Origin of the sequence: Stutzerimonas kunmingensis, assembly GCF_032106285.1 — a bacterium.
Classification (GTDB): domain Bacteria; phylum Pseudomonadota; class Gammaproteobacteria; order Pseudomonadales; family Pseudomonadaceae; genus Stutzerimonas; species Stutzerimonas kunmingensis_B.
Genome location: NZ_DAMCPO010000003.1, coordinates 162,153 through 183,866 on the forward strand (window position 1 = coordinate 162,153; position 21,714 = coordinate 183,866).

23 protein-coding genes are annotated in these 21,714 nt (G+C 62.6%); 22 read left to right on the forward strand and 1 reads right to left on the reverse strand.

What is annotated here, in order from left to right; genetic code table 11:
- Nucleotides 1-6: 6 nt before the first annotated feature.
- The 15 genes from fliH to flhB all read left to right on the forward strand — a co-directional run bounded on the left by fliH (nucleotide 7) and on the right by flhB (nucleotide 12,315).
- The gene (gene fliH / locus RT582_RS03945; RefSeq protein WP_014820866.1) at nucleotides 7-783 is read left to right on the forward strand and encodes a flagellar assembly protein FliH; all 777 of its coding nucleotides are present in this window, start codon (nucleotides 7-9) and stop codon (nucleotides 781-783) included.
- Nucleotides 773-2,131: a flagellar protein export ATPase FliI gene (gene fliI / locus RT582_RS03950; protein WP_042927000.1), complete on the forward strand. Its 1,359-nt coding sequence runs from the start codon at nucleotides 773-775 to the stop codon at nucleotides 2,129-2,131. Before fliH ends, fliI begins: the two co-directional genes overlap by 11 nt.
- A gap of 3 nt (nucleotides 2,132-2,134) precedes the next feature.
- Nucleotides 2,135-2,587, forward strand: a complete 453-nt coding sequence (gene fliJ / locus RT582_RS03955; RefSeq protein WP_014820864.1) for a flagellar export protein FliJ — start codon at nucleotides 2,135-2,137, stop codon at nucleotides 2,585-2,587.
- A 237-nt stretch (nucleotides 2,588-2,824) separates the two neighbouring features.
- The gene (locus RT582_RS03960) at nucleotides 2,825-3,130 is read left to right on the forward strand and encodes an STAS domain-containing protein (protein WP_313476598.1); all 306 of its coding nucleotides are present in this window, start codon (nucleotides 2,825-2,827) and stop codon (nucleotides 3,128-3,130) included.
- A gap of 1 nt (nucleotide 3,131) precedes the next feature.
- Nucleotides 3,132-4,823, forward strand: coding sequence for an ATP-binding SpoIIE family protein phosphatase (locus tag RT582_RS03965; RefSeq protein ID WP_313476601.1), 1,692 nt, complete (start codon nucleotides 3,132-3,134; stop codon nucleotides 4,821-4,823).
- A 28-nt stretch (nucleotides 4,824-4,851) separates the two neighbouring features.
- The gene (locus RT582_RS03970) at nucleotides 4,852-5,202 is read left to right on the forward strand and encodes an Hpt domain-containing protein (RefSeq protein WP_312722788.1); all 351 of its coding nucleotides are present in this window, start codon (nucleotides 4,852-4,854) and stop codon (nucleotides 5,200-5,202) included.
- A 168-nt stretch (nucleotides 5,203-5,370) separates the two neighbouring features.
- On the forward strand, nucleotides 5,371-6,609 hold the full coding sequence (locus tag RT582_RS03975; protein ID WP_313476604.1) for a flagellar hook-length control protein FliK: 1,239 nt from the start codon (nucleotides 5,371-5,373) through the stop codon (nucleotides 6,607-6,609).
- Nucleotides 6,610-6,853: 244 nt separating this feature from the next.
- The gene (gene fliL, locus RT582_RS03980) at nucleotides 6,854-7,387 is read left to right on the forward strand and encodes a flagellar basal body-associated protein FliL (RefSeq protein WP_101274878.1); all 534 of its coding nucleotides are present in this window, start codon (nucleotides 6,854-6,856) and stop codon (nucleotides 7,385-7,387) included.
- A 13-nt stretch (nucleotides 7,388-7,400) separates the two neighbouring features.
- Nucleotides 7,401-8,372 (forward strand): flagellar motor switch protein FliM, encoded by a 972-nt coding sequence (gene fliM, locus RT582_RS03985; RefSeq protein WP_014820859.1) that lies wholly within the window; start codon nucleotides 7,401-7,403, stop codon nucleotides 8,370-8,372.
- 40 nt (nucleotides 8,373-8,412) lie between these two features.
- Nucleotides 8,413-8,886, forward strand: a complete 474-nt coding sequence (fliN, locus tag RT582_RS03990) for a flagellar motor switch protein FliN (protein ID WP_003299587.1) — start codon at nucleotides 8,413-8,415, stop codon at nucleotides 8,884-8,886.
- Nucleotide 8,887: 1 nt separating this feature from the next.
- The gene (fliO, locus tag RT582_RS03995) at nucleotides 8,888-9,307 is read left to right on the forward strand and encodes a flagellar biosynthetic protein FliO (protein WP_313476610.1); all 420 of its coding nucleotides are present in this window, start codon (nucleotides 8,888-8,890) and stop codon (nucleotides 9,305-9,307) included.
- Nucleotides 9,307-10,083, forward strand: a complete 777-nt coding sequence (fliP, locus tag RT582_RS04000) for a flagellar type III secretion system pore protein FliP (RefSeq protein WP_313476612.1) — start codon at nucleotides 9,307-9,309, stop codon at nucleotides 10,081-10,083. Before fliO ends, fliP begins: the two co-directional genes overlap by 1 nt.
- 11 nt (nucleotides 10,084-10,094) lie before the next feature.
- Nucleotides 10,095-10,364, forward strand: coding sequence for a flagellar biosynthesis protein FliQ (gene fliQ, locus RT582_RS04005; RefSeq protein WP_102832867.1), 270 nt, complete (start codon nucleotides 10,095-10,097; stop codon nucleotides 10,362-10,364).
- Between the two features lie 4 nt (nucleotides 10,365-10,368).
- Nucleotides 10,369-11,145 carry a flagellar biosynthetic protein FliR gene (fliR, locus tag RT582_RS04010; RefSeq protein WP_313476615.1) on the forward strand — a complete coding sequence of 259 codons (777 nt, stop codon included), beginning with the start codon at nucleotides 10,369-10,371 and terminating at the stop codon, nucleotides 11,143-11,145.
- Nucleotides 11,146-11,178: 33 nt separating this feature from the next.
- Nucleotides 11,179-12,315, forward strand: coding sequence for a flagellar biosynthesis protein FlhB (flhB, locus tag RT582_RS04015; protein ID WP_313476618.1), 1,137 nt, complete (start codon nucleotides 11,179-11,181; stop codon nucleotides 12,313-12,315).
- Nucleotides 12,316-12,358: 43 nt separating this feature from the next.
- On the opposite strand, the gene sodC is transcribed toward flhB, so the two are convergent.
- Complete coding sequence (gene sodC / locus RT582_RS04020) at nucleotides 12,359-12,880, reverse strand: superoxide dismutase family protein (RefSeq protein ID WP_014820854.1); 522 nt, start codon at nucleotides 12,878-12,880, stop codon at nucleotides 12,359-12,361.
- A gap of 222 nt (nucleotides 12,881-13,102) precedes the next feature.
- Between sodC and flhA the strand changes: the two genes are divergently transcribed.
- From flhA to RT582_RS04055, 7 genes are all read left to right on the forward strand, one after another.
- Complete coding sequence (flhA, locus tag RT582_RS04025; protein WP_313476619.1) at nucleotides 13,103-15,223, forward strand: flagellar biosynthesis protein FlhA; 2,121 nt, start codon at nucleotides 13,103-13,105, stop codon at nucleotides 15,221-15,223.
- Nucleotides 15,224-15,238: 15 nt separating this feature from the next.
- On the forward strand, nucleotides 15,239-16,531 hold the full coding sequence (gene flhF, locus RT582_RS04030) for a flagellar biosynthesis protein FlhF (protein WP_042926986.1): 1,293 nt from the start codon (nucleotides 15,239-15,241) through the stop codon (nucleotides 16,529-16,531).
- Nucleotides 16,532-16,622: 91 nt separating this feature from the next.
- Nucleotides 16,623-17,450 (forward strand): flagellar synthesis regulator FleN, encoded by an 828-nt coding sequence (gene fleN / locus RT582_RS04035; protein ID WP_014820851.1) that lies wholly within the window; start codon nucleotides 16,623-16,625, stop codon nucleotides 17,448-17,450.
- Nucleotides 17,451-17,467: 17 nt separating this feature from the next.
- Complete coding sequence (gene fliA, locus RT582_RS04040) at nucleotides 17,468-18,193, forward strand: RNA polymerase sigma factor FliA (protein ID WP_044316425.1); 726 nt, start codon at nucleotides 17,468-17,470, stop codon at nucleotides 18,191-18,193.
- A gap of 74 nt (nucleotides 18,194-18,267) precedes the next feature.
- The gene (locus RT582_RS04045) at nucleotides 18,268-18,642 is read left to right on the forward strand and encodes a chemotaxis response regulator CheY (RefSeq protein WP_011913679.1); all 375 of its coding nucleotides are present in this window, start codon (nucleotides 18,268-18,270) and stop codon (nucleotides 18,640-18,642) included.
- Between the two features lie 23 nt (nucleotides 18,643-18,665).
- Nucleotides 18,666-19,460, forward strand: a complete 795-nt coding sequence (locus tag RT582_RS04050) for a protein phosphatase CheZ (RefSeq protein ID WP_042926985.1) — start codon at nucleotides 18,666-18,668, stop codon at nucleotides 19,458-19,460.
- Nucleotides 19,461-19,471: 11 nt separating this feature from the next.
- The gene (locus RT582_RS04055; protein WP_044316424.1) at nucleotides 19,472-21,664 is read left to right on the forward strand and encodes a chemotaxis protein CheA; all 2,193 of its coding nucleotides are present in this window, start codon (nucleotides 19,472-19,474) and stop codon (nucleotides 21,662-21,664) included.
- Nucleotides 21,665-21,714 lie beyond the last annotated feature (50 nt).

The window sequence follows — 21,714 nt, forward strand, 5'->3', positions numbered from 1 at the left end:
CCACACATGGCCAAGGACAACCCCAGCGACGTCATACGCGCGAAAGACGTCAGCCTGTTCGATCGCTGGTCGCTGCCCAGCTTCGACCCGCAGGGCGAAGAAGACGAGTTGCCGGCAGCAGGGGTCGTGGAAGAGCCCGCCGAAGAGCTGGCGCGAAGCGAGGACGTCCCGGTCGAGGAAGTCAAACCGCTGACGCTCGACGAACTCGAAGCGATCCGCCAGCAGGCATACAACGAAGGTTTCGCCACTGGCGAGAAAGATGGTTTCCATGCCGGCCAGCTCAAGGCGCGGCAGGAGGCCGAGGCCGCGTTGGCGCCGCGGCTGGAAAACCTCGAGCAGCTGATGGGGCAGTTGCTCGAGCCGATTGCCGATCAGGATCGCAATCTCGAGCACGCCATGGCGACCCTGGTCAGCCACATGGCGCGCGAAGTGATCCAGCGTGATCTGCTGATCGATTCCAGCCAGATCCGTCAGGTGCTGCGCGAGGCGCTGAAGTTGCTGCCAATGGGCGCCAGCAATGTGCGAATCCACGTCAATCCGCAGGACTTCGAGCTGATCAAGGCGCTGCGCGAGCGCCACGAGGAAAGCTGGCGAATTCTCGAGGACAGCAGCCTACTGCCTGGTGGCTGTCATATCGAAACCGAGCACAGTCGCATCGATGCGAGCATCGAGACGCGTCTCACCCAGGCCATCAAACAACTGTTCGAACAGCAGCGCGAGAATGCCACCCGTCCTCCTGCCGCCGATCTGACCATCGATCTGGACATGCCCGATGCGCCTTGAGCGAACCAGTTTCGCCAAGCGATTCGAAGCCTATGGCGAAGCGATCAAACTGCCCAGCCAGCCCATGCTCGAAGGGCGCCTGCTGCGCATGGTCGGTCTGACGCTGGAGGCCGAAGGGCTGCGCGCAGCCGTTGGCAGTCGCTGCCTGGTGATCAACGACGACAGCTATCACCCCACCGAGGTCGAGGCCGAGGTGATGGGCTTTTCCAGCGGCAAGCTGTATCTGATGCCCGTCGGCAGCCTTGCCGGCATCGCTCCGGGCGCGCGGGTCGTGCCGCTGGTCAATACCGGACGACTGCCCATGGGCATGTCCATGCTCGGCCGCGTGCTGGATGGCGCAGGGCGTGCACTGGACGGCAAGGGCGGCATGAAAGCCGAGGACTGGGTGCCGATGGTCGGCCCGGTGATCAACCCGCTCAAGCGCCACCCGATCAGCGAGCCACTGGATGTCGGTATCCGCAGTATCAACGGGTTGCTCACGGTCGGGCGCGGTCAGCGTCTCGGCCTGTTCGCCGGTACCGGGGTTGGCAAGTCGGTGCTGCTGGGCATGATGACCCGTTTCACCGAGGCCGACATCATCGTGGTCGGGCTGATCGGTGAGCGGGGGCGTGAGGTCAAGGAATTCATCGAGAACATCCTCGGCGAGGAGAGCATCAAGCGCTCCGTGGTGGTGGCATCGCCGGCTGACGAAGCGCCGCTGATGCGCCTGCGCGCCGCGCAGTACTGCACCCGTATTGCGGAGTACTTCCGCGATCAGGGCAAGAACGTGCTGCTGCTGATGGACTCGCTGACACGCTATGCCCAGGCCCAGCGCGAGATCGCCCTGGCCATCGGCGAGCCGCCAGCGACCAAGGGCTATCCGCCGTCGGTGTTCGCCAAGCTGCCGAGTCTGGTCGAGCGCGCCGGTAATGCCGAGCAGGGCGGCGGCTCGATCACGGCGTTCTACACCGTGCTCTCCGAGGGTGACGACCAGCAGGACCCGATCGCCGATGCCGCTCGCGGTGTACTCGACGGCCACATCGTGCTGTCGCGCCGTTTGGCCGAAGAAGGCCACTATCCGGCTATCGACATCGAAGCCTCCATCAGCCGAGTCATGCCGCAGGTGGTGAGCGCCGAACATGTGCGTGCGTCGCAGCGTTTCAAGCAGCTCTGGTCGCGCTACCAGCAGAGCCGCGACCTGATCAGTGTCGGCGCCTATGTGCCAGGTGGCGATCCGGAAACGGATATGGCCATCGCGCGCCAGGCCGAGATGGTGAGCTACCTGCGCCAGGGCCTCGATGAAAGCGAGGACCTGACGCGCAGCGCCGCGCAACTCGCAGCGGTGTTCAATCCACGGCAGGGCGGCTAACCGATGGCGGCCAGTCGGGCGGCGCGCCTGGCGCCGGTCATCGAGATGGCCGAAAAGGCCGAGCAGGAGGCCGCGCGGTTGCTGGGCCAGGGCCAGACTCAGCTGAATCAGGCCGAGGCCAAGCTCGGTGAGCTGGAGCAGTACTTCAGCGACTACCAGCAGCAATGGATGCAGCAGGGCAGTCAGGGCGTCTCGGGGCAGTGGCTGATGAATTACCAGCGCTTCCTGTCGCAGCTGGAGTCGGCCATCGGGCAGCAGCAGCGCAGCGTCAACTGGTATCGCGACAACCTGAAGAAGCTGCGCCAGCAGTGGCACCAGCGCCATGCGCGTGTCGAAGGGCTGAGCAAGCTGGTCGAAAGCTATCAGAAGGAAGCGCGGATCGCGGCGGACAAGCGCGAGCAGAAGTTGCTCGACGAGTACGCCCAGCGGCTGTCCGGGAGAACGCGTGAGCAGTGATCCAGCCACGGTCTCAGGCCGGATTCGTGCTTGCCGTACCGCTGCTTGAATGATAAATCTTGACCGCGTTTCAGCGCGGCGACCGCCAACAGATCGTTTCAGCTGCCATCTGGCTCTTCCGAGGATAAGTCTCAGAACCGGATGGCCGCCTTTCAGCCGGTACACGGCTGTTCATTTCGCTTATCGCGACGGCTGCTCGCAAGCCGCTTTCAAGACGTACCGGATCAGGAGTGCCACATGACCATTACCTCGCAGCCTTCGGCGGATGGCCAGGAGTTGACCATATCCATCAGCGGGCGCTTCGACTTCAATGCGCATCAGGCCTTCCGTGATGCTTACCAACGTCAGGACGTGAATCCGCAGCGTTATGTGGTCAATCTGCAAGGCACCACTTACATGGATAGTTCGGCGCTGGGCATGCTGCTCTTGTTGCGCGATCACGCCGGTGGCGACGAGGCGGACATCCGCCTGCTCAACTGCAATGGCGACGTGCGCAAGATCCTGTCGGTGTCGAATTTCGAACAATTATTCGTGATCGCCTGACATGCCCATGCGGCTGTCGATCCTGATCGCCGAGGACAGCCCGGTCGATCGGGTGCTGCTTTCCACCATCGTTGCCAAGCAGGGCCACCGGGTGCTGACGGCAGCCGATGGGCAGGAGGCGGTCGAGCTGTTTCAGGAGGAGCGGCCGCAGCTGGTGCTGATGGACGCGCTGATGCCGGTAATGGATGGCTTCGAGGCGGCGCGGCGCATCAAGCAACTGGCCGGCGATGAGCTGGTCCCGATCATCTTTCTCACCTCGCTGACCGAGCACGAAGCGCTGGTCAGCTGCCTCGAGGCTGGCGGCGACGACTTCATCGCCAAGCCTTACAACCCGATCATTCTCGAAGCCAAGATCCAGGCCATGCATCGTCTGCGCCGCCTGCAGGCGACCGTGCTCGAGCAGCGCGACCTGATCGCCAGGCGCAATCAGCAGTTGCTCGACGAACATCGGGCCGCCAAGGCGATCTTCGACAAAGTCGCACATGCTGGTTGCCTGAGCGCGCCCACCATCCGCTTCCGCCAGTCGCCGCAGGCGCTGTTCAACGGCGACCTGCTGCTGGCGGCGCAGGCCCCGGCGGGGCAGATGTTTGTCCTGCTCGGCGATTTCACCGGCCACGGGCTGCCCGCCGCGATCGGGGCCATGCCGCTGGCGGAAACCTTTTACGGGATGGCGGCGAAAGGCTATTCGAGCACCGACATCCTTCGCGAGATGAATGCCAAGCTCAAACAGATCCTCCCGGTGGAAATGTTCTGCTGCGCGACGCTGCTCGATATCGATCCCAAACAGGGCAGCCTGCGGGTGTGGAACGGCGGTTTGCCCGACGGTTACCTGATCGGAGCGGCCGGCCGGCGCACGGTCCTGGCATCCCGTCACCTGCCGCTTGGTGTCGTCTCCCCGGCGGCGCTGGACGACAAGTTCGAGCATTACCCCTTGGTCCCCGGCGACCGGCTGTTGCTGCTGTCCGACGGCGTGGTCGAGAGTCGCAATGCCAATGACGAGCTGTTCGGCGAGCAGCGCCTGCTCGCCGTGCTGGACGCCAACGACGATCCGGCACGGCTGTTCGACGAGATCGAGCAGGCGCTGCTGGATTTCCACGGCCAGCAGCACGACGACCTGAGCCTGGTCGAGGTCGTAGTCAGCCCGGAGGCGATCACGATGCCGTCGATTGCCCCGGCCACCGCGCACCGCTCACGGCCGATGGACTGGTCGATTCGGCTCGAGCTGCGTGCCGACAGCCTGCGCAGCGGCAATCCATTGCCTTCGTTGCTGCAGATCCTGCTGCAGGTCAATCAGTTGCGCTCGCGTGTCGGTGAGATCTACACCGTGTTGGGCGAGCTCTATTCCAATGCCCTGGAGCATGGCGTGCTCGGCCTCGATTCGAGCCTCAAGTGTGATGCCGACGGTTTCAAGCAGTACTACGACTTGCGCCAGCAACGCCTGCAGGCATTGGTCGACGGTCATGTGCATCTGCAGCTGAACATCAAGACCGCCCCGCATGGAGGGCGCCTGCGCATCGGCATCAGCGACAGCGGCTCGGGCTTCGACGTGTCGCGCGCGTTGCAGGCGCAGTTTGGCAGCGATCGCTTCAGCGGTCGCGGTTTGCATCTGGTGCGCCAGTTGAGCGACCGATTCGACTGGCAGTCGGATGGACGCGGGCTGAGCGTAGAGTTCATCTGGCAGGCTGAGGCATAATCGTCCGCTTTCATTCAGGGGTGTATCGGTGTCCAACACTCATCTCGACGGCGCCGTGCTGACCACGCTGCAGGACGTGATGGAGAGTGAGTATCCGGCGCTGCTGGATACCTTTCTTGCCGACTCCGAGGAGCGCGTTCGGCTGCTCCGCCAGGCCTGTCTCGCCGACCAGTCTGAAACCTTGCGGCGTGCTGCGCACAGCTTCAAAGGCAGCTGCAGCAACATGGGCGCGACGCTGCTGGCCGACCTCTGCCAGGAGCTCGAGAGTGCCGCTCGGGAGGAGAACCTCGCCCAGGCCCCGGCGCTCATCGAATCCATCGAGCGGGAGTTCGCCATCGTCGGCATCCTCTTCCGCGCCGAGCGCCAACGCTACGGCTGAGTGGCCAAATCTCTGACGCGCAAGCGCTTCTGAGGGCTGAGCCGCGGCCCGTCGGGCCATCATTTCTGGCAATGCCAGCGCGTATCCACGGTGTTTTTCCGGCAAACATGCTGCTGGCCCGGAACTTGCTCTGCTTCCGCTACGATCCATCCGTAGCGGAATGACCTCATGGCTGTTTCCCCCGACCTGTTGCTTAGAACCCCTTCCGTCGACGCGCGTCCCAAAGCTGCGGCTAAAGCACCGGAGGCGCCGCGTGAAGGGCGAGACAGCGGCAGTTCCAGCTTCTCCGACGTCTACGCCAAGGAGCGTCAGACGAAACCAGCCGAGCGTCCGGTGCGCAATGAGGCCGGCCGTGACAAGCCGGTCGAGGACAAGCGCGAGCAGGAAACGGCAGAGGCGACCACCGACGAGAAGTCGGCGGTTGCCGAAAGCGGCAATACCTTGCCTCCCGAAACGCCGGCTGAGGAAATTCCGGAGGCGGAGCTCGATCCAATGCTGCTGCTTGGTCTTGGCACGCAGTTCGTGGCGGAGTCCGAAGCCCAGCCTGAAACCGAGGTCGATGCTGTCTCCCTGCTTCCGGGGCTGCCGACGGCCGCTGCCGGCATCGCCGGCGATGAGGCCGTCGATGCGGACGAAGCAACACTGGCCGGCATGCGTACGCTGACCGAAACCCCGGCAGCTATGCAGAAGACGGCCCAGCAGCAATTGCAGAACCCGCTGACCGATGCGCAGGCGAAGGCCTCGGCTGACGATGGCTTTGCCAGCGCATTGCTGGCGAGTCAGGAAGCGGGTGAGGGCGAAGAGCTCGATGTGGAATTGCTGACCAAGGACCTGCTGGAAAGCGTGGAGGCGCCAAAGGAGAGTCGTGCCAGCGCCAGCGAACTGGCTGCGGGACGCCTCAATCCCTTGAGCCAGGCCATCGCCCAGCAGGTTCAGCAGTCGCAGAGGCCGGCACTGGTGCCGGGTCAACCGGTGCAGATGCAGCAGTCTGGCTGGAGCGAGGCGGTCGTCGACCGCGTGATGTGGCTGTCCAGCCAGAACCTAAAGTCGGCGGAAATCCAACTCGACCCGGCTGAACTCGGTCGTATGGAAGTACGCATCGACCTGACCAAGGACCAGGCGCAGGTGACCTTCCTCAGCCCGCATGCGGGGGTGCGCGACGCGTTGGAAGGACAGATGCAGCGACTACGGGAAATGTTCACCCAGCAGGGCATGAACCTGATGGACGTGAACGTATCCGATCAGTCGCTGGCGCGTGGCTGGCAAGGCGGAGCCGATGGTGGTTCCTCGCGGGGTGGAGCGTCGGGTGAGGGCGATCTGGCAGGCGATGAGGTGGAGCTCGGCGTGACGGAAATTGCCTCCAGTCGTGTCGCCGGTGATCGCGGACTCGTCGACTACTACGCCTGAGCCATCCGCTTTGAGGGATAATCCGGCGCCGCCGTTCAGGTGCGCGCCGGTTTTCCGCCGCCCGTCGCTGTAATCGCTTTCGCGGCGCCTATCCAGGCGTTATCTCCATCCTTTTCCTGATACCTTGTGAGCGCACTGCCTGGAGCCCGAGGCTGCGCCGTACCGGCGTGCATTGACGTTGGCACAGCTGTTGCTCCTAACTCCTGAAATCAGAATCGAACGCTGTTGATGACGGATATTTGGCATGGCTAAGAAACAGGCTCCACCAACAGTGCCGCCAACCGGACCGGAAGCGGAACCGGCAGGCAAGGGAAAGCTGAAACTCATCCTGGTGATCGTGGTCGCCATGTTGGTGGCCGTAGGGCTTTCCATCGGCGGTACGCTTTACTTCATGAACAAGGGCGGCGACCTCGGTGACGACAAGGCCGAAGAGGCCGCGAGCACCGCCTCGGGCAAGCAGCCGGCGATATATGAAGTCCTGATGCCGGCTTTCGTGGTCAATTTCAGCAACAAGGGACGCCAGCGTTACATGCAGGTCAGCATCGCGCTGATGTCACGTGATCAGGCTGCGCTGGATGCACTGAAAGTACATATGCCGTTGTTGCGCAACCGACTGGTCATGCTGTTCTCCAGTCAGGACTTCGAGGCGTTGAAAACGCCCGTGGGCAAGGAAATGCTGCGTCAGCAGGCGACTGCCAGCGTGCAGGAACTGGCGCAGAAGGAAATTGGCAAGCTTGCCGTCGAGCAAGTGCTTTTCACCAACTTCGTATTGCAATAGAAGGCTGCCGCAGATGGCTGTTCAAGACCTGCTCTCGCAAGACGAGATCGATGCGCTCCTGCACGGGGTCGACGACGGTCTGGTGGATACCGAAAGCGATTCCGAGCCGGGATCCATCAAGAGCTATGACCTGACCAGTCAGGACCGCATCGTTCGCGGGCGCATGCCCACCCTGGAAATGATCAACGAGCGTTTCGCCCGTTACACCCGCATCAGCATGTTCAACCTGCTGCGTCGCTCGGCCGATGTGTCGGTGGGTGGCGTGCAGGTGATGAAGTTCGGCGAGTACGTGCATTCGCTGTATGTACCCACCAGCCTCAATCTGGTGAAGATGAAGCCGCTGCGTGGCACGGCGCTGTTCATCCTCGACGCCAAGCTGGTGTTCAAGCTGGTGGACAACTTCTTCGGCGGTGACGGTCGCCACGCCAAGATCGAGGGGCGCGAGTTCACCCCGACCGAGTTGCGAGTCGTACGCATGGTGCTCGATCAGGCCTTCACCGATCTCAAGGAAGCCTGGCACGCGGTGCTGGACGTCAACTTCGAGTACGTCAACTCGGAAGTGAATCCGGCCCTGGCCAACATCGTCAGTCCCAGCGAAGTGGTGGTGGTTTCCACCTTCCACATCGAACTGGACAGCGGCGGCGGCGATCTGCACGTGACCATGCCCTATTCGATGATCGAGCCGATCCGCGAGATGCTGGATGCCGGCTTCCAGTCGGACGTCAGTGACCAGGATGAGCGTTGGGTCAAGGCGCTGCGCGAAGACATTCTCGACGTCAACGTTCCGCTGGGCGCGACTGTCGTCAGGCGGCAACTGAAATTGCGCGACATTCTGAACATGCAGCCGGGCGACGTGATCCCGGTGGAAATGCCAGAAGACATGATCATGCGTGCCAATGGCATGCCGTCCTTCAAGGTCAAGCTGGGTGCCCACAAAGGCAACCTGGCATTGCAGGTGCTGGAGCCCGTGGTCCGCCCACGCTGAGCCAGCCCTTTACTCAATTCGAGCCGATCGAGGATTAGCGATGGCAGACGAACACGACAACACCTCCCCCGAGGAACAGGCGCTGGCCGATGAATGGGCTGCAGCGCTGGCCGAAGCCGGCGACGCCAGCCAGGACGACATCGATGCGCTGCTGAATCAGGGCCCGGAAGCAGCCGCCCCGGCCGCTCCGCGCGCACCGTTGGAGGATTTCGCCAGCGCGCCCAAGTCCAATGGCGTGCAGCTGGGACTGGACGGTCCCAATCTGGACGTGATCCTCGACATCCCGGTTTCCATCTCGATGGAGGTCGGCAGTACCGAAATCAGCATCCGCAACCTGCTGCAGCTCAACCAGGGCTCGGTGGTGGAGCTTGATCGTCTGGCCGGCGAACCGCTGGACGTGTTGGTCAACGGCACCCTCATTGCCCATGGCGAGGTAGTGGTGGTCAACGAGAAGTTTGGCATCCGGCTGACCGATGTGATCAGCCCGACCGAACGTATCAAGAAGCTGCGCTGACATGCGCGCGCTCGCATTCCTGACGGCGTTCGTCGCGCTGCCAGCCTTCGCCGCGGAGCCGGCAGCCAGCATGAGCAGCGCCGGCATGGGCGCGCAGCTGAGCAAGCTGATGCTCGGCCTGTTGCTGGTGATCGGACTGATCTTCCTGCTCGCATGGCTGCTGCGTCGGGTTCAGCAGTTGAACCCGCGCGGCACCCAGGTGATCAAGCTGATCTCCACCCAGGCGCTGGGGCCGCGCGAGCGGCTGGTGCTGGTCCAGGTCGGCGGCGAGCAGATCCTGATCGGCCTCAGTGGCGGCGTCATCACGCCACTGCACGTGATGCAGGAGCCGGTGCACCTGCCGGACGCCGAGCCGGCCAACCCTGAATTCGCCCAGCGTCTGATGGAGCTGCTCGGCAAGGACCACAAGGACAAGCCTTGATGTTGCGCATTCTGCTGGTGGTCGCGCTGATGTTGCTCGGCCCGCTCGCCATGGCGCAGGAGCCTTCCGGCATCCTGGCCCAGGGAAACAACCCGCTCTCGATTCCGGCGATCACTCTGACCACCGACGCGGAAGGACAGCAGGAATACTCGGTCAGCCTGCAGATTCTGCTGATCATGACGGCGCTGAGCTTCATCCCGGCGTTCGTCATGCTAATGACCAGCTTCACCCGCATCATCATCGTGTTTTCCATCCTGCGTCAGGCGCTTGGCCTGCAGCAGACACCGTCGAACCAGATCCTCATCGGTCTGACCCTGTTCCTCACGCTATTCATCATGGCGCCGGTGTTCGAGCGGATTAACCAGGAAGCGCTGCAGCCTTACCTCAGCGAGCAGATCCCGGCGCAGGAAGCGATCGCCCGGGCCGAGGTGCCGCTCAAGGGTTTCATGCTGGCGCAGACCCGCGAGAGCGATCTGGAGCTGTTCGTCAGGCTGTCACGACGCACCGATATCGCATCGCCGGAAGCTACACCGATGACCATCCTGGTGCCGGCGTTCGTCACCTCCGAGCTGAAGACGGCGTTCCAGATCGGCTTCATGATCTTCATTCCCTTCCTAATCATCGACATGGTGGTGGCCAGCGTGCTCATGGCGATGGGCATGATGATGCTGTCGCCGCTGATCATCTCGTTGCCGTTCAAGATCATGCTGTTCGTGCTGGTGGACGGCTGGGGTCTGATCATCGGCACGCTGGCCGGTAGCTTCGGCACGCTTTAGGAACCACGCATATGACTCCAGAAGTAGCGGTGGACCTGTTTCGCGAAGGGTTGTGGATGACGGCGATGATCGTCGGCGTGCTGGTGGTGCCAAGCCTGCTGGTCGGCCTGGTGGTGGCGATGTTTCAGGCCGCAACGCAGATCAACGAGCAGACCCTGAGCTTCCTGCCGCGCCTGCTGGTGATGCTGCTGACGATGATCTGGGCCGGCCCCTGGCTGGTGCGTGAGCTGATGGAGTACACGCAGAACCTCGTGCAGAACATCCCGTTGCTGATCGGTTAGCCCGATGCTGGAGCTGAGCAATGCACAGATCGGCGGCTGGGTGGCGCAGTTTCTGCTGCCGCTGTTTCGCATAGCTGCATTGCTCATGAGCATGCCGCTCATCGGTACCCAGCTGGTGCCGATGCGTGTACGCCTGTATCTGGCTCTGGCGATCGCACTGGTCCTGGTGCCGACGCTGCCGCCGATGCCTGCGGTCGATTCGCTCAGCCTGCGGTCTTTGCTGCTGATTGCCGAGCAACTGGTGATTGGTGTGATGCTCGGCTTCGTCCTGCAGCTGTTCTTTCACGTATTCATCGTCTCGGGCCAGCTGCTGGCGATGCAGATGGGCCTCGGTTTCGCCTCGATGGTCGACCCGGCCAACGGCATCTCGGTGCCCGTACTCGGCCAGTTCTTCAACATGCTGGTGATCCTGCTGTTCCTCTCGGTCAATGGCCACCTGGTGGTGCTGGAAATCCTCGCCGAGAGCTTCGTCACCCTGCCGGCGGGGGCTGGCCTGTCGACCAATCACTTCTGGGAAGTGGCCGGCAAGTTGGGCTGGGTACTGGGTGCCGGCTTGCTGCTGGTGCTGCCGGCGATCACCGCGCTGCTGGTGGTCAACCTCGCGTTCGGCCTGATGACCCGCGCGGCGCCGCAGTTGAACATCTTCTCTATCGGCTTTCCGCTGACCCTGGTGCTCGGCCTGTTCATCGTCTGGATCGGTATGGCCGATATCTTCGCCCAATACCAGATATTCGTCAGCGAGGCACTGATGATGCTGCGCGAGCTGGCGGGGGCACGCTGATGAACCGGGCCCTGTACCTGACGGAGGTCGCGCATGGCTGAGAGCGAAAGCGGCGCCGACAAAAGCGAGGAACCCACAGAGAAACGCCTGCGCGAATCACGCGAGAAAGGGCAGCTGGCACGTTCCCGCGAACTCAGCACGGTGGCGGTAACGCTGGGTGGTATCGGCGGGTTGCTGGCGTCCGGTGGGGGCCTGGCGCAAGCCCTGATGGCCATGATGCAGGGCACGTTCGAGCTCAGCCGCGAAACGCTGCTGGACGAGGGCTCCATGGCGAGTCTGTTGATGGGCAGCGGTCTGATGGCGCTGGAGGCGATCATGCCCCTGCTGATCGCATTGTTGATCGCATCGATTGTCGGCCCGGTGGCACTGGGCGGCTGGCTGTTCTCGGCCAAGGCGATGGCGCCCAAGGTCAGCAGAATGAATCCAGCGGCCGGCCTTAAACGCATGTTTTCCACTCAAGCGTTGGTCGAGCTGCTGAAGGCGCTGGGCAAGTTCCTCGTCGTGCTCAGCGTTGCGCTGCTGGTGTTGTCGGCGTATCAGGACGACCTGCTGTCCATCGCCAAGCAGCCGCTGGACCTCGCCATCATGCACAGTGCCGAGGTGGTTGGCTGGTGTGCCCTTTGGATGGCCTGCGGCTTGATCCTGATCGCGGCGGTGGATGTGCCGTTCCAGCTCTGGGACAACAAGCAGAAGCTGATGATGACCAAGCAGGAGGTCAAGGACGAATACAAGGATTCCGAGGGCAAGCCGGAGGTCAAGTCGCGCATCCGCCAGCTGCAGCGTGAGGCGGCGCAGCGGCGGATGATGCAGGCGGTGCCGGAAGCCGATGTGGTCATCACCAACCCGACGCACTTCGCCGTTGCGCTGAAGTACGACGGCGACAAGGGCGGCGCGCCCCGGCTGGTGGCCAAGGGCGGCGACTTCGTCGCGCTGAAGATTCGCGAAATCGCCCAGGAGCACAAGGTGACGGTGCTGGAATCACCTGCGTTGGCTCGGGCGGTGTACTACTCCACCGAACTGGACCAGGAGATTCCCGCTGGCCTTTACCTGGCAGTGGCGCAGGTACTGGCGTACGTCTATCAGCTGCGCCAGTACCGCGCGGGCAAGGGGCGGCGGCCGGACCCCTTGAATGATGTGCCCATCCCGCCGAATCTGCGCCGCGACGACTGAGGCGCATCACGCGGCGATCGCCGGCTCGCCGCATGTCCCAGCGTTATTCGATGACGCCGCAGGCGACCCGCGCACCGCCACCGCCGAGGGGTTGCGGATGGTCGGAATGATTGTCTCCGCCCTGGTGAACCATCAACGCCAAGCCTTTGATATCGCCCAGGCTCTTCAGGCGCGGCGCCAGCACTGGCTGACTGGCTTTGCCCTCGCTGTCGACGTACAGCGCCGGCAGGTCGCCCATATGGCCATCACCCCATGGCTCGCCATGCTTGCCGCTGTTCTTCGGGTCCCAGTGACCGCCCGCTGCGCCAGCCGGGGTCTGCTTGCCATCGATCTCGGCCGGCTCGCAACTGCCCTTGGCGTGAACGTGAAAGCCGTGGGCGCCAGGCTGCAGGCCAGATAGCTCGGGGCGGAACACCAGCCCGTATTCGCTGTTTTCGATCTTGACGCTGCCGACCGATTCGCCGACGCCCTGGGCCGTCACGGCGTTCACCTTGACGTTCAATGTATCAGCCTGAACGGCGACCGCAGTGCAGCCGGCCAGCGCGGCGATGATCCACTGTTTCATCTGGAAGCTCCTTTGTACGAACGGCGACGGGCTGTCGCCGCTTGCTAGTGTGACTGCCAGTTGTCGGTGGCGTTCGCTGGCGCGGCGGCTCGCAGGTTCTGGCTACGGACAGACCGTGCGACGGGCTCTGCGACGGGCCGCAGAAGTTGGACCCCTTCTTGCTATAACCCGGGCAGGACGCTTGTCGCGTCAAGAATTCGTTCTGTATCCCCGGGGGCTACGTTGGATCGCACGCAACTCATCAATATTCGCAATGGCCTGACGGGTGCGGGGCGCGGCAACCTCGGCGTGCCGCTGCTGCTGCTCGTGATGATGGGCATGATGATGCTGTCGGTGCCGCCGTTCCTGCTGGATCTGCTGTTCACCTTCAACATCGCGTTGTCGATCGTCGTGCTGCTGGTCAGCGTCTATGCGTTGCGCCCGCTGGATTTCGCAGTGTTCCCGACGATTCTGCTGGTTGCCACACTGATGCGTCTGGCGTTGAACGTGGCGTCGACGCGGGTGGTGCTGATCAACGGCCATGAAGGCGGCTCCGCTGCCGGCCATGTGATCGAGGCCTTCGGCAATGTGGTGATCGGCGGCAATTACGTCGTCGGTATCGTGGTGTTCGCGATCCTGATGATCATCAACTTCGTCGTGGTGACCAAGGGTGCCGGCCGCATCTCGGAAGTGAGTGCGCGCTTCACCCTTGATGCCATGCCCGGAAAGCAGATGGCTATCGACGCCGACCTCAATGCTGGCCTGATCGATCAGGAAGAAGCCAAGAAGCGTCGTAGTGAAGTGTCGTCGGAAGCTGATTTCTACGGCTCCATGGATGGTGCGTCGAAGTTCGTCCGTGGTGACGCCATCGCCGGTCTGCTGATTCTCTTCATCAACCTGATCGGCGGCGTCGGTATCGGCATGGCGCAGCACGGTATGAGCTTCAGCGATGCCGGCCAGGTCTATGCACTGCTGACCATCGGTGATGGCCTGGTTGCGCAGATTCCTTCGCTGCTGCTGTCTACCGCGGCGGCCATCATGGTTACCCGTGTTACCAGTTCCGAGGACATGGGGCAGCAGGTGCAGCGGCAGATGTTCGCCTCGCCCAAGGCGCTGGCGGTGTCGGCAGCGATCATGATTGCCATGGGGCTGGTCCCGGGCATGCCGCATATGTCCTTCCTCGGCCTTGGCGCCGCGGCTGCAGCGGGTGCCTACTGGATCTGGCATCGGCAGAAGCAGGTCGTGAAGAAGGCCGAGCAGGAAGTACAGAAACAGCAGGATCTGCTCCCGGCCCAGCGTGCGGCCGAAACCAAGGAGCTGGGTTGGGGCGATGTAACCCCGGTGGACATGGTGGGGCTGGAAGTTGGCTACCGTCTGATTCCGCTGGTGGATCGCAACCAGGGTGGCCAGTTGCTGGCGCGAATCAAGGGCGTACGCAAGAAGCTCTCGCAGGACCTGGGTTTTCTCATGCCCTCGGTTCACATCCGTGACAACCTCGATCTGTTGCCCAACGCCTATCGCTTGACGCTGATGGGGGTGAGTCTGGCCGAGGCTGAGGTCTATCCGGATCGGGAGCTGGCGATCAACCCGGGCCAGGTGTTCGGTCCGCTCAATGGCATTACCGCCAGAGACCCGGCGTTCGGGCTGGAGGCGGTCTGGATCGAAGCGAGCCAGCGTGATCACGCGCAGTCGCTTGGTTATACCGTGGTGGATGCCAGTACCGTGGTCGCCACCCACCTCAATCAGGTGCTGCACAAGCATGCCCACGAACTGCTTGGCCATGAGGAGGTCCAGCAGCTGTTGCAGCTGCTGGCCAAGAGCTCGCCCAAGCTGGCCGAGGAACTGGTGCCTGGCATGGTATCGCTCTCCACGCTGCTCAAGGTCTTGCAGGCGCTGTTGCAGGAGCAGGTCCCCGTGCGCGACATCCGCACCATCGCCGAGGCTATCGCCAATGTGGCCGCCAAGAGTCAAGATCCCGCCGCGATGGTGGCTGCGGTGCGCGTTGCGCTATCCCGCGCAATCGTGCAAAACGTTGTGGGACTAGAGCCGGAGCTGCCTGTGATCACTCTGGAGCCTCGGTTGGAACAGATTTTGCTCAATAGCCTGCAGAAGGCTGGTCAAGGCTCCGAAGACGGCATTTTGCTGGAGCCGGGAATGGCCGAAAAGTTGCAAAGGTCTCTGGTAGAAGCAGCACAGCGTCAAGAAATGCTCGGCAAGCCGGCTGTACTGCTGGTAGCCGGCCCGGTACGGGCGATGCTGTCGAGATTCGCGCGTCTGGCGGTACCGAACATTCATGTTCTGGCCTACCAGGAAATACCGGACAACAAGCAGGTCACCATCGTCTCGACGGTGGGTCAGAATTAACCGAGGGTACAGGCCATGCAGGTCAAACGTTTCTTCGCCGCCGATATGCGCATCGCCATGAAAATGGTTCGCGACGAGCTGGGCGCCGATGCCGTGATCATCGGCAATCGCCGGGTGGCCGGTGGCGTCGAGCTGACCGCTGTGCTCGATTACCCCATGCAGTCCGCGCCGGCGGCCAACAAGCCCAACCCGGCGCTGGAAGCCGAATTGCGCAAGACGCAGTCGCGCCTGGCCAATGCACATGCCGAGCTGAGCGCTGCGCCGCGCGCGAAGATGCAGGATCGTCAACTGGTTGACGAGAAGCCTGCCGTCGCGGCCAGCAAGGTACAGCCCGATACGGTCGCTGAGCCTTCCCCCGCAGCCGACTCCCGTGCCATCGAAGCGATGTACTCGGAACTGCACGGTTTGCGCGAGCTGATCGAAGTGCAGCTCGGCTCGATCGCCTGGGGCCAGGAGCAGAGCCGTCGCCCGCAGCAGGCAGGCCTCTGGCGCCGTCTGCAGCGCCTGGGCCTGCCGGCCGAGCTGTCGCGTAGCCTGCTGGAAAAGGTCGCCGGCATTAACGAGCCGCGTCAGGCCTGGCGCATGGTGCTGGCGTATCTGGCGCAGGCAATCAAGGTCACCAAGAACGAGCCGCTGGAAGAGGGCGGTGTGATTGCTCTGGTCGGCCCAGCAGGCGTCGGCAAGACCACTACGCTGGCCAAGCTGGCTGCTCGCTACGTGCTGAAACACGGCGCGCAGAGCATTGCGCTGGCCAGCATGGACAATTATCGGATCGGTGCGCAGGAGCAGCTCAAGACACTGGGCCGGATCCTCGACGTGCCGGTGGTGCAGATCGATCCTAGCCAGCCGCTGAGCAAATCGCTGGCCTCGCTGGCGCGTAAGCGGATCATCCTGATCGACACCGCCGGCTTGCCGGCAAGCGATCCGACGCTGCGCATGCAGCTCGAAGCGCTGTCGGACAAGGGCGTCAAATCGAAGAATTACCTGGTGCTGGCGGCAACCAGCCAGAGCCAGGTGCTCAAGGCCGCATGGCACAACTATCGTCGTTGTGGGCTGGCCGGTTGTATCCTGACGAAGCTCGACGAGGCGGGCAGCCTTGGCGATGTGCTCGGTCTCACGATCAGCCAGCATTTGCCGATAGCCTACCTCGCCGATGGTCCCCGGATTCCTGACGACCTGCATCTGCCGCGCAGCCATCAGCTGGTCAGTCGGGCGGTGAGCCTGCAGTCCGGCGAGGAGCCGAGCGAAGAAACCATGGCCGACATGTTCGCCGGGTTGTACAACGGCTCGTCACGGCGGGCTGGATGATGCTGCGACAGCGGTACTCGAATGAATCAGATGCGTGCCATGCGGACGCATCGCCGGCCGCAAGGCCCCAGCAAGATATAGGCATGTGAACATGGGTATGCATCCCGTACAGGTGATTGCGGTGACTGGCGGCAAGGGTGGCGTCGGCAAGACCAACGTGTCGGTCAATCTGGCACTGGCGCTGGCGGACCTCGGCCGGCGTGTGGTGTTGCTTGACGCCGACCTTGGCCTGGCCAACGTCGACGTGCTGCTGGGGCTTACCACCAAGCGCACCCTGGCTGACGTCATCGCCGGCGAATGTGATCTGCGCGACGTGCTGATCCAGGGGCCGGGCGGCATCCGCGTAGTGCCGGCCGCATCCGGCACGCAGAGCATGGTGCAGCTGTCTTCCCTGCAGCACGCCGGGTTGATCCAGGCGTTCAGCGAGCTTGGCGACGAGCTCGACGTGCTGATCATCGACACCGCGGCTGGCATCGGCGATTCCGTGGTGAGCTTCGTGCGCGCAGCTCAGGAAGTGCTGCTGGTGGTCACCGACGAGCCCACGTCCATCACCGACGCCTATGCACTTATCAAGCTGCTGAACCGCGATTACGGCATCAGCCGCTTCCGCGTGTTGGCCAACATGGCTCACGCACCGCAGGAAGGCCGCAATTTGTTCGCCAAGCTGACCAAGGTTACCGAGCGCTTTCTCGACGTGGCGCTGCAGTATGTCGGTGCGGTCCCTTACGACGAAGCGGTGCGCAAGGCCGTGCAGAAGCAGCGCGCAGTCTATGAAGCGTACCCGCGCTCGAAATGTGCACTAGCCTTCAAGGCGATCGCGCAGAAGGTTGATACCTGGCCGCTGCCGGCGACGCCGCGGGGTCATCTTGAGTTCTTCGTAGAGCGCCTCATCAGCCCCGCTTCACCCAGCCACGAATGACAGGTGCCGGATCCGCTATGTATTACAGCAAGGCTCAGGCAAAGGATGCGCAGTACCGCCTGATCGATCAGTACGCCCCGTTGGTCAAGCGAATCGCTTACCACTTGTTGGCGCGTCTGCCTGCAAGCGTGCAAGTGGACGATCTGATTCAGGCTGGAATGATCGGACTGCTGGAAGCAGCTAAGAAATACGACGCCGGCAAGGGTGCCAGCTTTGAAACCTACGCCGGTATCCGCATTCGCGGCACCATGCTGGACGAAGTCCGCAAGGGTGACTGGGCGCCGCGTTCGGTGCATCGCAATTCGCGGATGGTCAGCGAGGCGATCCGGGCGATCGAAGCGAAAACCGGGCGCGACGCTAAAGATCACGAGGTTGCGGCCGAACTTAAGCTAAGTCTCGACGAGTATTACGGCATTCTGGGCGATACGCTGGGGAGTCGCCTGTTCAGCTTCGACGATCTGCTGCAGGAAGGCGATCATGGCGAGCTCGAGGAAGACGCTGCCAGTCTCCACCCGGAGCCGTTCCGTGATCTCGAGGATGAACGTTTTCAGCAGGCGCTGGCCGACGCCATCGCCAACCTGCCCGAGCGTGAAAAGCTGGTGCTGTCGCTGTATTACGACGAAGAATTGAATTTGAAGGAAATCGGTCTGGTGCTGGGGGTCAGCGAGTCGCGTGTGAGCCAGTTGCATAGCCAGTGCGCTGCGCGCTTGCGCGCGCGCCTCGGCGAATGGCGCGCCAATTGACGATTGTTTGCGGTATGACGTGCTCGGTTTGCTGAGGCATTTTGGGACTTACGGAGGTCGACTTGGACAAGAACATGAAAATCCTCATCGTCGATGACTTCTCGACGATGAGACGAATCATCAAGAACCTCCTGCGTGATCTGGGGTTCACCAACACCGCCGAAGCGGATGACGGTACTACCGCGCTGCCGATGCTCAAGAGCGGTAGCTTCGACTTCCTGGTGACCGACTGGAACATGCCGGGAATGAGCGGCATCGATCTGCTGCGCACCGTGCGTGCCGATGAGCGCCTCAAGCACCTGCCGGTGCTGATGGTGACGGCCGAAGCGAAACGCGATCAGATCATCGAAGCCGCCCAGGCTGGGGTTAACGGCTATGTGGTCAAGCCTTTCACTGCCCAGGTGCTCAAGGAGAAGATCGAGAAGATCTTCGAGCGCGTCAACGGCTGAAGCAGCAACGCCGCGAGGGCACTATGACGCAAGCAGACCAAAGCCTGGCAGAGTTCGAAGCGACTCTGAAGGCGCATGCACCCAAGTTGATCGAAAGTCTGCAGCAGGGCCGCTTCGATGAAGCGACGCAGATGTTCAATGAGCTGAATCAGGTGCGCAACCACGGGCTCTATCTGGAGGTTGGCAAGCTCACACGCGAGCTGCACAACGCCATCGTCAAGCTCGAGATGGACACCTGCGCCACTGGCGGCGATCCGTCGCCGATCACGGACGCGACCGATCGCCTGTCCTACGTGGTGGAGATGACCGAGAAGGCTGCCAACCGCACCATGGACCTGGTCGAAGAATCAGCGCCGCTGGTGAACTACGTGAGCTATGAGGCGCAGAGCCTGACAGCCGACTGGCAGCGTTTCATGCGTCGTGAAATGAACGCCGATCAGTTCCGCGACCTGGTCAAGCGCATCGACCAGTACTTGCAGCGCAGCATGAACGACGGCGGCCAGCTGTCGCAGAACCTCAGCGAAATCATGCTGGCGCAGGACTTCCAGGACCTGACGGGCCAGGTGATCAAGCGAGTGACCCGCCTCATCAGTGACCTCGAAAGCAACCTGCTCAATCTTGTCCTGATGGCGGGGCAGGTCGATCGCGTGGCAGGCATCCAGCATGACCGCGAGGCGATGCGCGCCGAGCAGGAAAAGAAAAAACAAGAAAAAGAGCCTTCCAAGGGTGAAGGTCCGCAGATGCATGCCGATATGCGTGAAGACGTCGTTTCCGGCCAGGACGATGTCGATGATCTGCTTTCAAGCCTGGGCTTTTAGGGGAAGTGAATATGAGCTTCGACGCCGATGAAGAAATCCTCCAGGACTTCCTGGTAGAGGCCGGCGAGATTCTCGAACTATTGTCCGAGCAACTCGTGGAGCTGGAAAGCAGCCCCGATGACATGGCGTTGCTCAATGCGATTTTTCGCGGGTTCCATACGGTCAAGGGCGGTGCCGGGTTCCTCCAGCTGCATGAGCTGGTGGAGTGCTGCCATATCGCCGAAAACGTCTTCGACATCCTGCGTAAGGGTGAGCGTCGAGTCGATTCCGAACTGATGGATGTCGTTCTGCAGGCGCTCGACGCCGTGAACGCGATGTTCAGCCAGGTCCGCGAGCGCGTCGAGCCGACGCCAGCCTCGCGTGAGTTGCTTGCGGCGCTGGCACGTCTGGCGGAGCCAGCCTCGGCTGATGAGCCAGCGCCGGCAGTCGAACCGCAGGTCGTGGCCGAATCCCGGTCCGAGGGCGCCGATAGCGAATTCGAACAGATGCTCGATGCCATTCAGCCGGCCGCCAGCGAGCCGGCTGCGGCCGAAGTAGCGACTGGCCCTGCCACCGACGAGATTACCGACGACGAATTCGAGTCGCTGCTCGACCAGCTGCATGGCAAGGGACAATTCTCTGCCGCTGCGGGTGCCTCGATGCCTGCCGAGAGCGAGTTCGTTGCTGCGCCGACCAGTGACGAAATCACCGATGACGAATTTGAAGCCTTGCTGGACCAGCTGCATGGCAAGGGCAAGTTCGAAGCGGCCCCGTCTGAACCCGCTGCGCCAGCAAGCGCCGAACCGGCAAAGGGCGGTGGAACAGCTGGTGCGGCTGATGAGATCACCGACGACGAGTTCGAAGCACTGCTCGATCAACTGCATGGCAAGGGCAAGTTCGAGCCTGCGGTCGTCGAGACTCCGGCTGAACCTGCTGCGGCTGTGCCGATCAAACCGGCGCCCAAGCCTGCCCCTGCTGCTGCTCCGGCCAAGGCCGCTCCGGCAGCTGCGGTGAGCAAGCCGGCCGCGGCTGCTCCGGCGGAAAAGCCTCCGGCCGAGGCCGAGACCACCGTGCGCGTCGATACCGCACGCCTGGACGAGATCATGAACATGGTCGGCGAGCTGGTGCTGGTGCGTAACCGTCTGGTACGCCTGGGCTCCAACAGCGGCGACGAGGCGATGGCCAAGGCCGTCTCCAACCTCGACGTGGTGACGGCCGATCTGCAGAGTGCGGTGATGAAGACCCGCATGCAGCCGATCAAGAAGGTTTTCGGTCGCTTCCCGCGCCTGGTCCGCGACCTGGCTCGCAGCCTGAAGAAAGAGATCAACCTTGAGCTCGTCGGTGAAGAAACCGATCTCGACAAGAACCTGGTCGAAGCCCTGGCCGATCCGCTGGTGCACCTGGTGCGCAACGCGGTCGACCACGGTATCGAGATGCCCGAGGAGCGCGAAGCCGCCGGCAAGCCACGTACCGGACGGGTAGTGCTTTCCGCCGAGCAGGAAGGCGACCATATCCTGTTGATCATCAGTGATGACGGCAAGGGTATGGATGCCAACGTCCTGCGCGCCAAGGCCGTCGAGAAAGGCATGCTGGAGAAGGATGCCGCCGATCGCCTGAGCGACCTGGAGTGCTATAACCTGATCTTCGCGCCGGGCTTCTCGACCAAGACCGAGATTTCCGACGTGTCCGGCCGCGGTGTCGGCATGGACGTGGTCAAGACCAAGATTTCCCAGCTCAATGGCACAGTGAACGTGTTCTCCACCAAGGGCCAGGGCTCGCGGGTGGTGATCAAGGTGCCGCTGACCCTGGCGATCATGCCGACCCTGATGGTCATGCTCGGCAACCAGGCCTTCGCCTTCCCGCTGGTCAACGTCAACGAGATCTTCCACCTCGACCTGTCGCGGACCAACGTCGTCGATGGCCAGGAAGTGGTGATCGTCCGCGACAAGGCGCTGCCGCTGTTCTACCTCAAGCGCTGGCTGGTCAACGATGCGGCTCAGGAAGAGCAGCGTGAAGGCCATGTAGTAATTCTCAGCGTCGGCAATCAGAGCATCGGCTTCGTCGTCGATCAGCTCGTGGGCCAGGAAGAAGTGGTCATCAAGCCGCTTGGCAAGATGCTGCAGGGTACGCCTGGCATGTCCGGCGCGACGATCACCGGCGATGGCCGCATCGCGCTGATTCTCGATGTTCCCAGCATGCTCAAGCGCTACGCACGCAGGATTTGATTCAGTCAGGCAGCGCTTACCTCGGATGGGAGCGCTGCCGCTAGGAGTGA

What these genes read in the sequence shown, in the direction of transcription:
- RT582_RS04050 (WP_042926985.1), top strand. Translation starts at nt 18,666, where the DNA reads ATGACGCAAGCAGACCAAAGCCTGGCAGAGTTCGAAGCGACTCTGAAG.
- fliO (WP_313476610.1), top strand. Translation starts at nt 8,888, where the DNA reads ATGCGCGCGCTCGCATTCCTGACGGCGTTCGTCGCGCTGCCAGCCTTC.
- fliQ (WP_102832867.1), top strand. Translation starts at nt 10,095, where the DNA reads ATGACTCCAGAAGTAGCGGTGGACCTGTTTCGCGAAGGGTTGTGGATG.
- fliA (WP_044316425.1), top strand. Translation starts at nt 17,468, where the DNA reads ATGTATTACAGCAAGGCTCAGGCAAAGGATGCGCAGTACCGCCTGATC.
- fliI (WP_042927000.1), top strand. Translation starts at nt 773, where the DNA reads ATGCGCCTTGAGCGAACCAGTTTCGCCAAGCGATTCGAAGCCTATGGC.
- flhB (WP_313476618.1), top strand. Translation starts at nt 11,179, where the DNA reads ATGGCTGAGAGCGAAAGCGGCGCCGACAAAAGCGAGGAACCCACAGAG.
- fliN (WP_003299587.1), top strand. Translation starts at nt 8,413, where the DNA reads ATGGCAGACGAACACGACAACACCTCCCCCGAGGAACAGGCGCTGGCC.
- fliL (WP_101274878.1), top strand. Translation starts at nt 6,854, where the DNA reads ATGGCTAAGAAACAGGCTCCACCAACAGTGCCGCCAACCGGACCGGAA.
- fliM (WP_014820859.1), top strand. Translation starts at nt 7,401, where the DNA reads ATGGCTGTTCAAGACCTGCTCTCGCAAGACGAGATCGATGCGCTCCTG.
- RT582_RS03960 (WP_313476598.1), top strand. Translation starts at nt 2,825, where the DNA reads ATGACCATTACCTCGCAGCCTTCGGCGGATGGCCAGGAGTTGACCATA.
- fliH (WP_014820866.1), top strand. Translation starts at nt 7, where the DNA reads ATGGCCAAGGACAACCCCAGCGACGTCATACGCGCGAAAGACGTCAGC.
- RT582_RS04055 (WP_044316424.1), top strand. Translation starts at nt 19,472, where the DNA reads ATGAGCTTCGACGCCGATGAAGAAATCCTCCAGGACTTCCTGGTAGAG.
- RT582_RS03965 (WP_313476601.1), top strand. Translation starts at nt 3,132, where the DNA reads ATGCCCATGCGGCTGTCGATCCTGATCGCCGAGGACAGCCCGGTCGAT.
- fliR (WP_313476615.1), top strand. Translation starts at nt 10,369, where the DNA reads ATGCTGGAGCTGAGCAATGCACAGATCGGCGGCTGGGTGGCGCAGTTT.
- fliJ (WP_014820864.1), top strand. Translation starts at nt 2,135, where the DNA reads ATGGCGGCCAGTCGGGCGGCGCGCCTGGCGCCGGTCATCGAGATGGCC.
- RT582_RS03975 (WP_313476604.1), top strand. Translation starts at nt 5,371, where the DNA reads ATGGCTGTTTCCCCCGACCTGTTGCTTAGAACCCCTTCCGTCGACGCG.
- sodC (WP_014820854.1), bottom strand. Translation starts at nt 12,880, where the DNA reads ATGAAACAGTGGATCATCGCCGCGCTGGCCGGCTGCACTGCGGTCGCC.
- fliP (WP_313476612.1), top strand. Translation starts at nt 9,307, where the DNA reads ATGTTGCGCATTCTGCTGGTGGTCGCGCTGATGTTGCTCGGCCCGCTC.
- RT582_RS04045 (WP_011913679.1), top strand. Translation starts at nt 18,268, where the DNA reads ATGAAAATCCTCATCGTCGATGACTTCTCGACGATGAGACGAATCATC.
- fleN (WP_014820851.1), top strand. Translation starts at nt 16,623, where the DNA reads ATGGGTATGCATCCCGTACAGGTGATTGCGGTGACTGGCGGCAAGGGT.
- flhF (WP_042926986.1), top strand. Translation starts at nt 15,239, where the DNA reads ATGCAGGTCAAACGTTTCTTCGCCGCCGATATGCGCATCGCCATGAAA.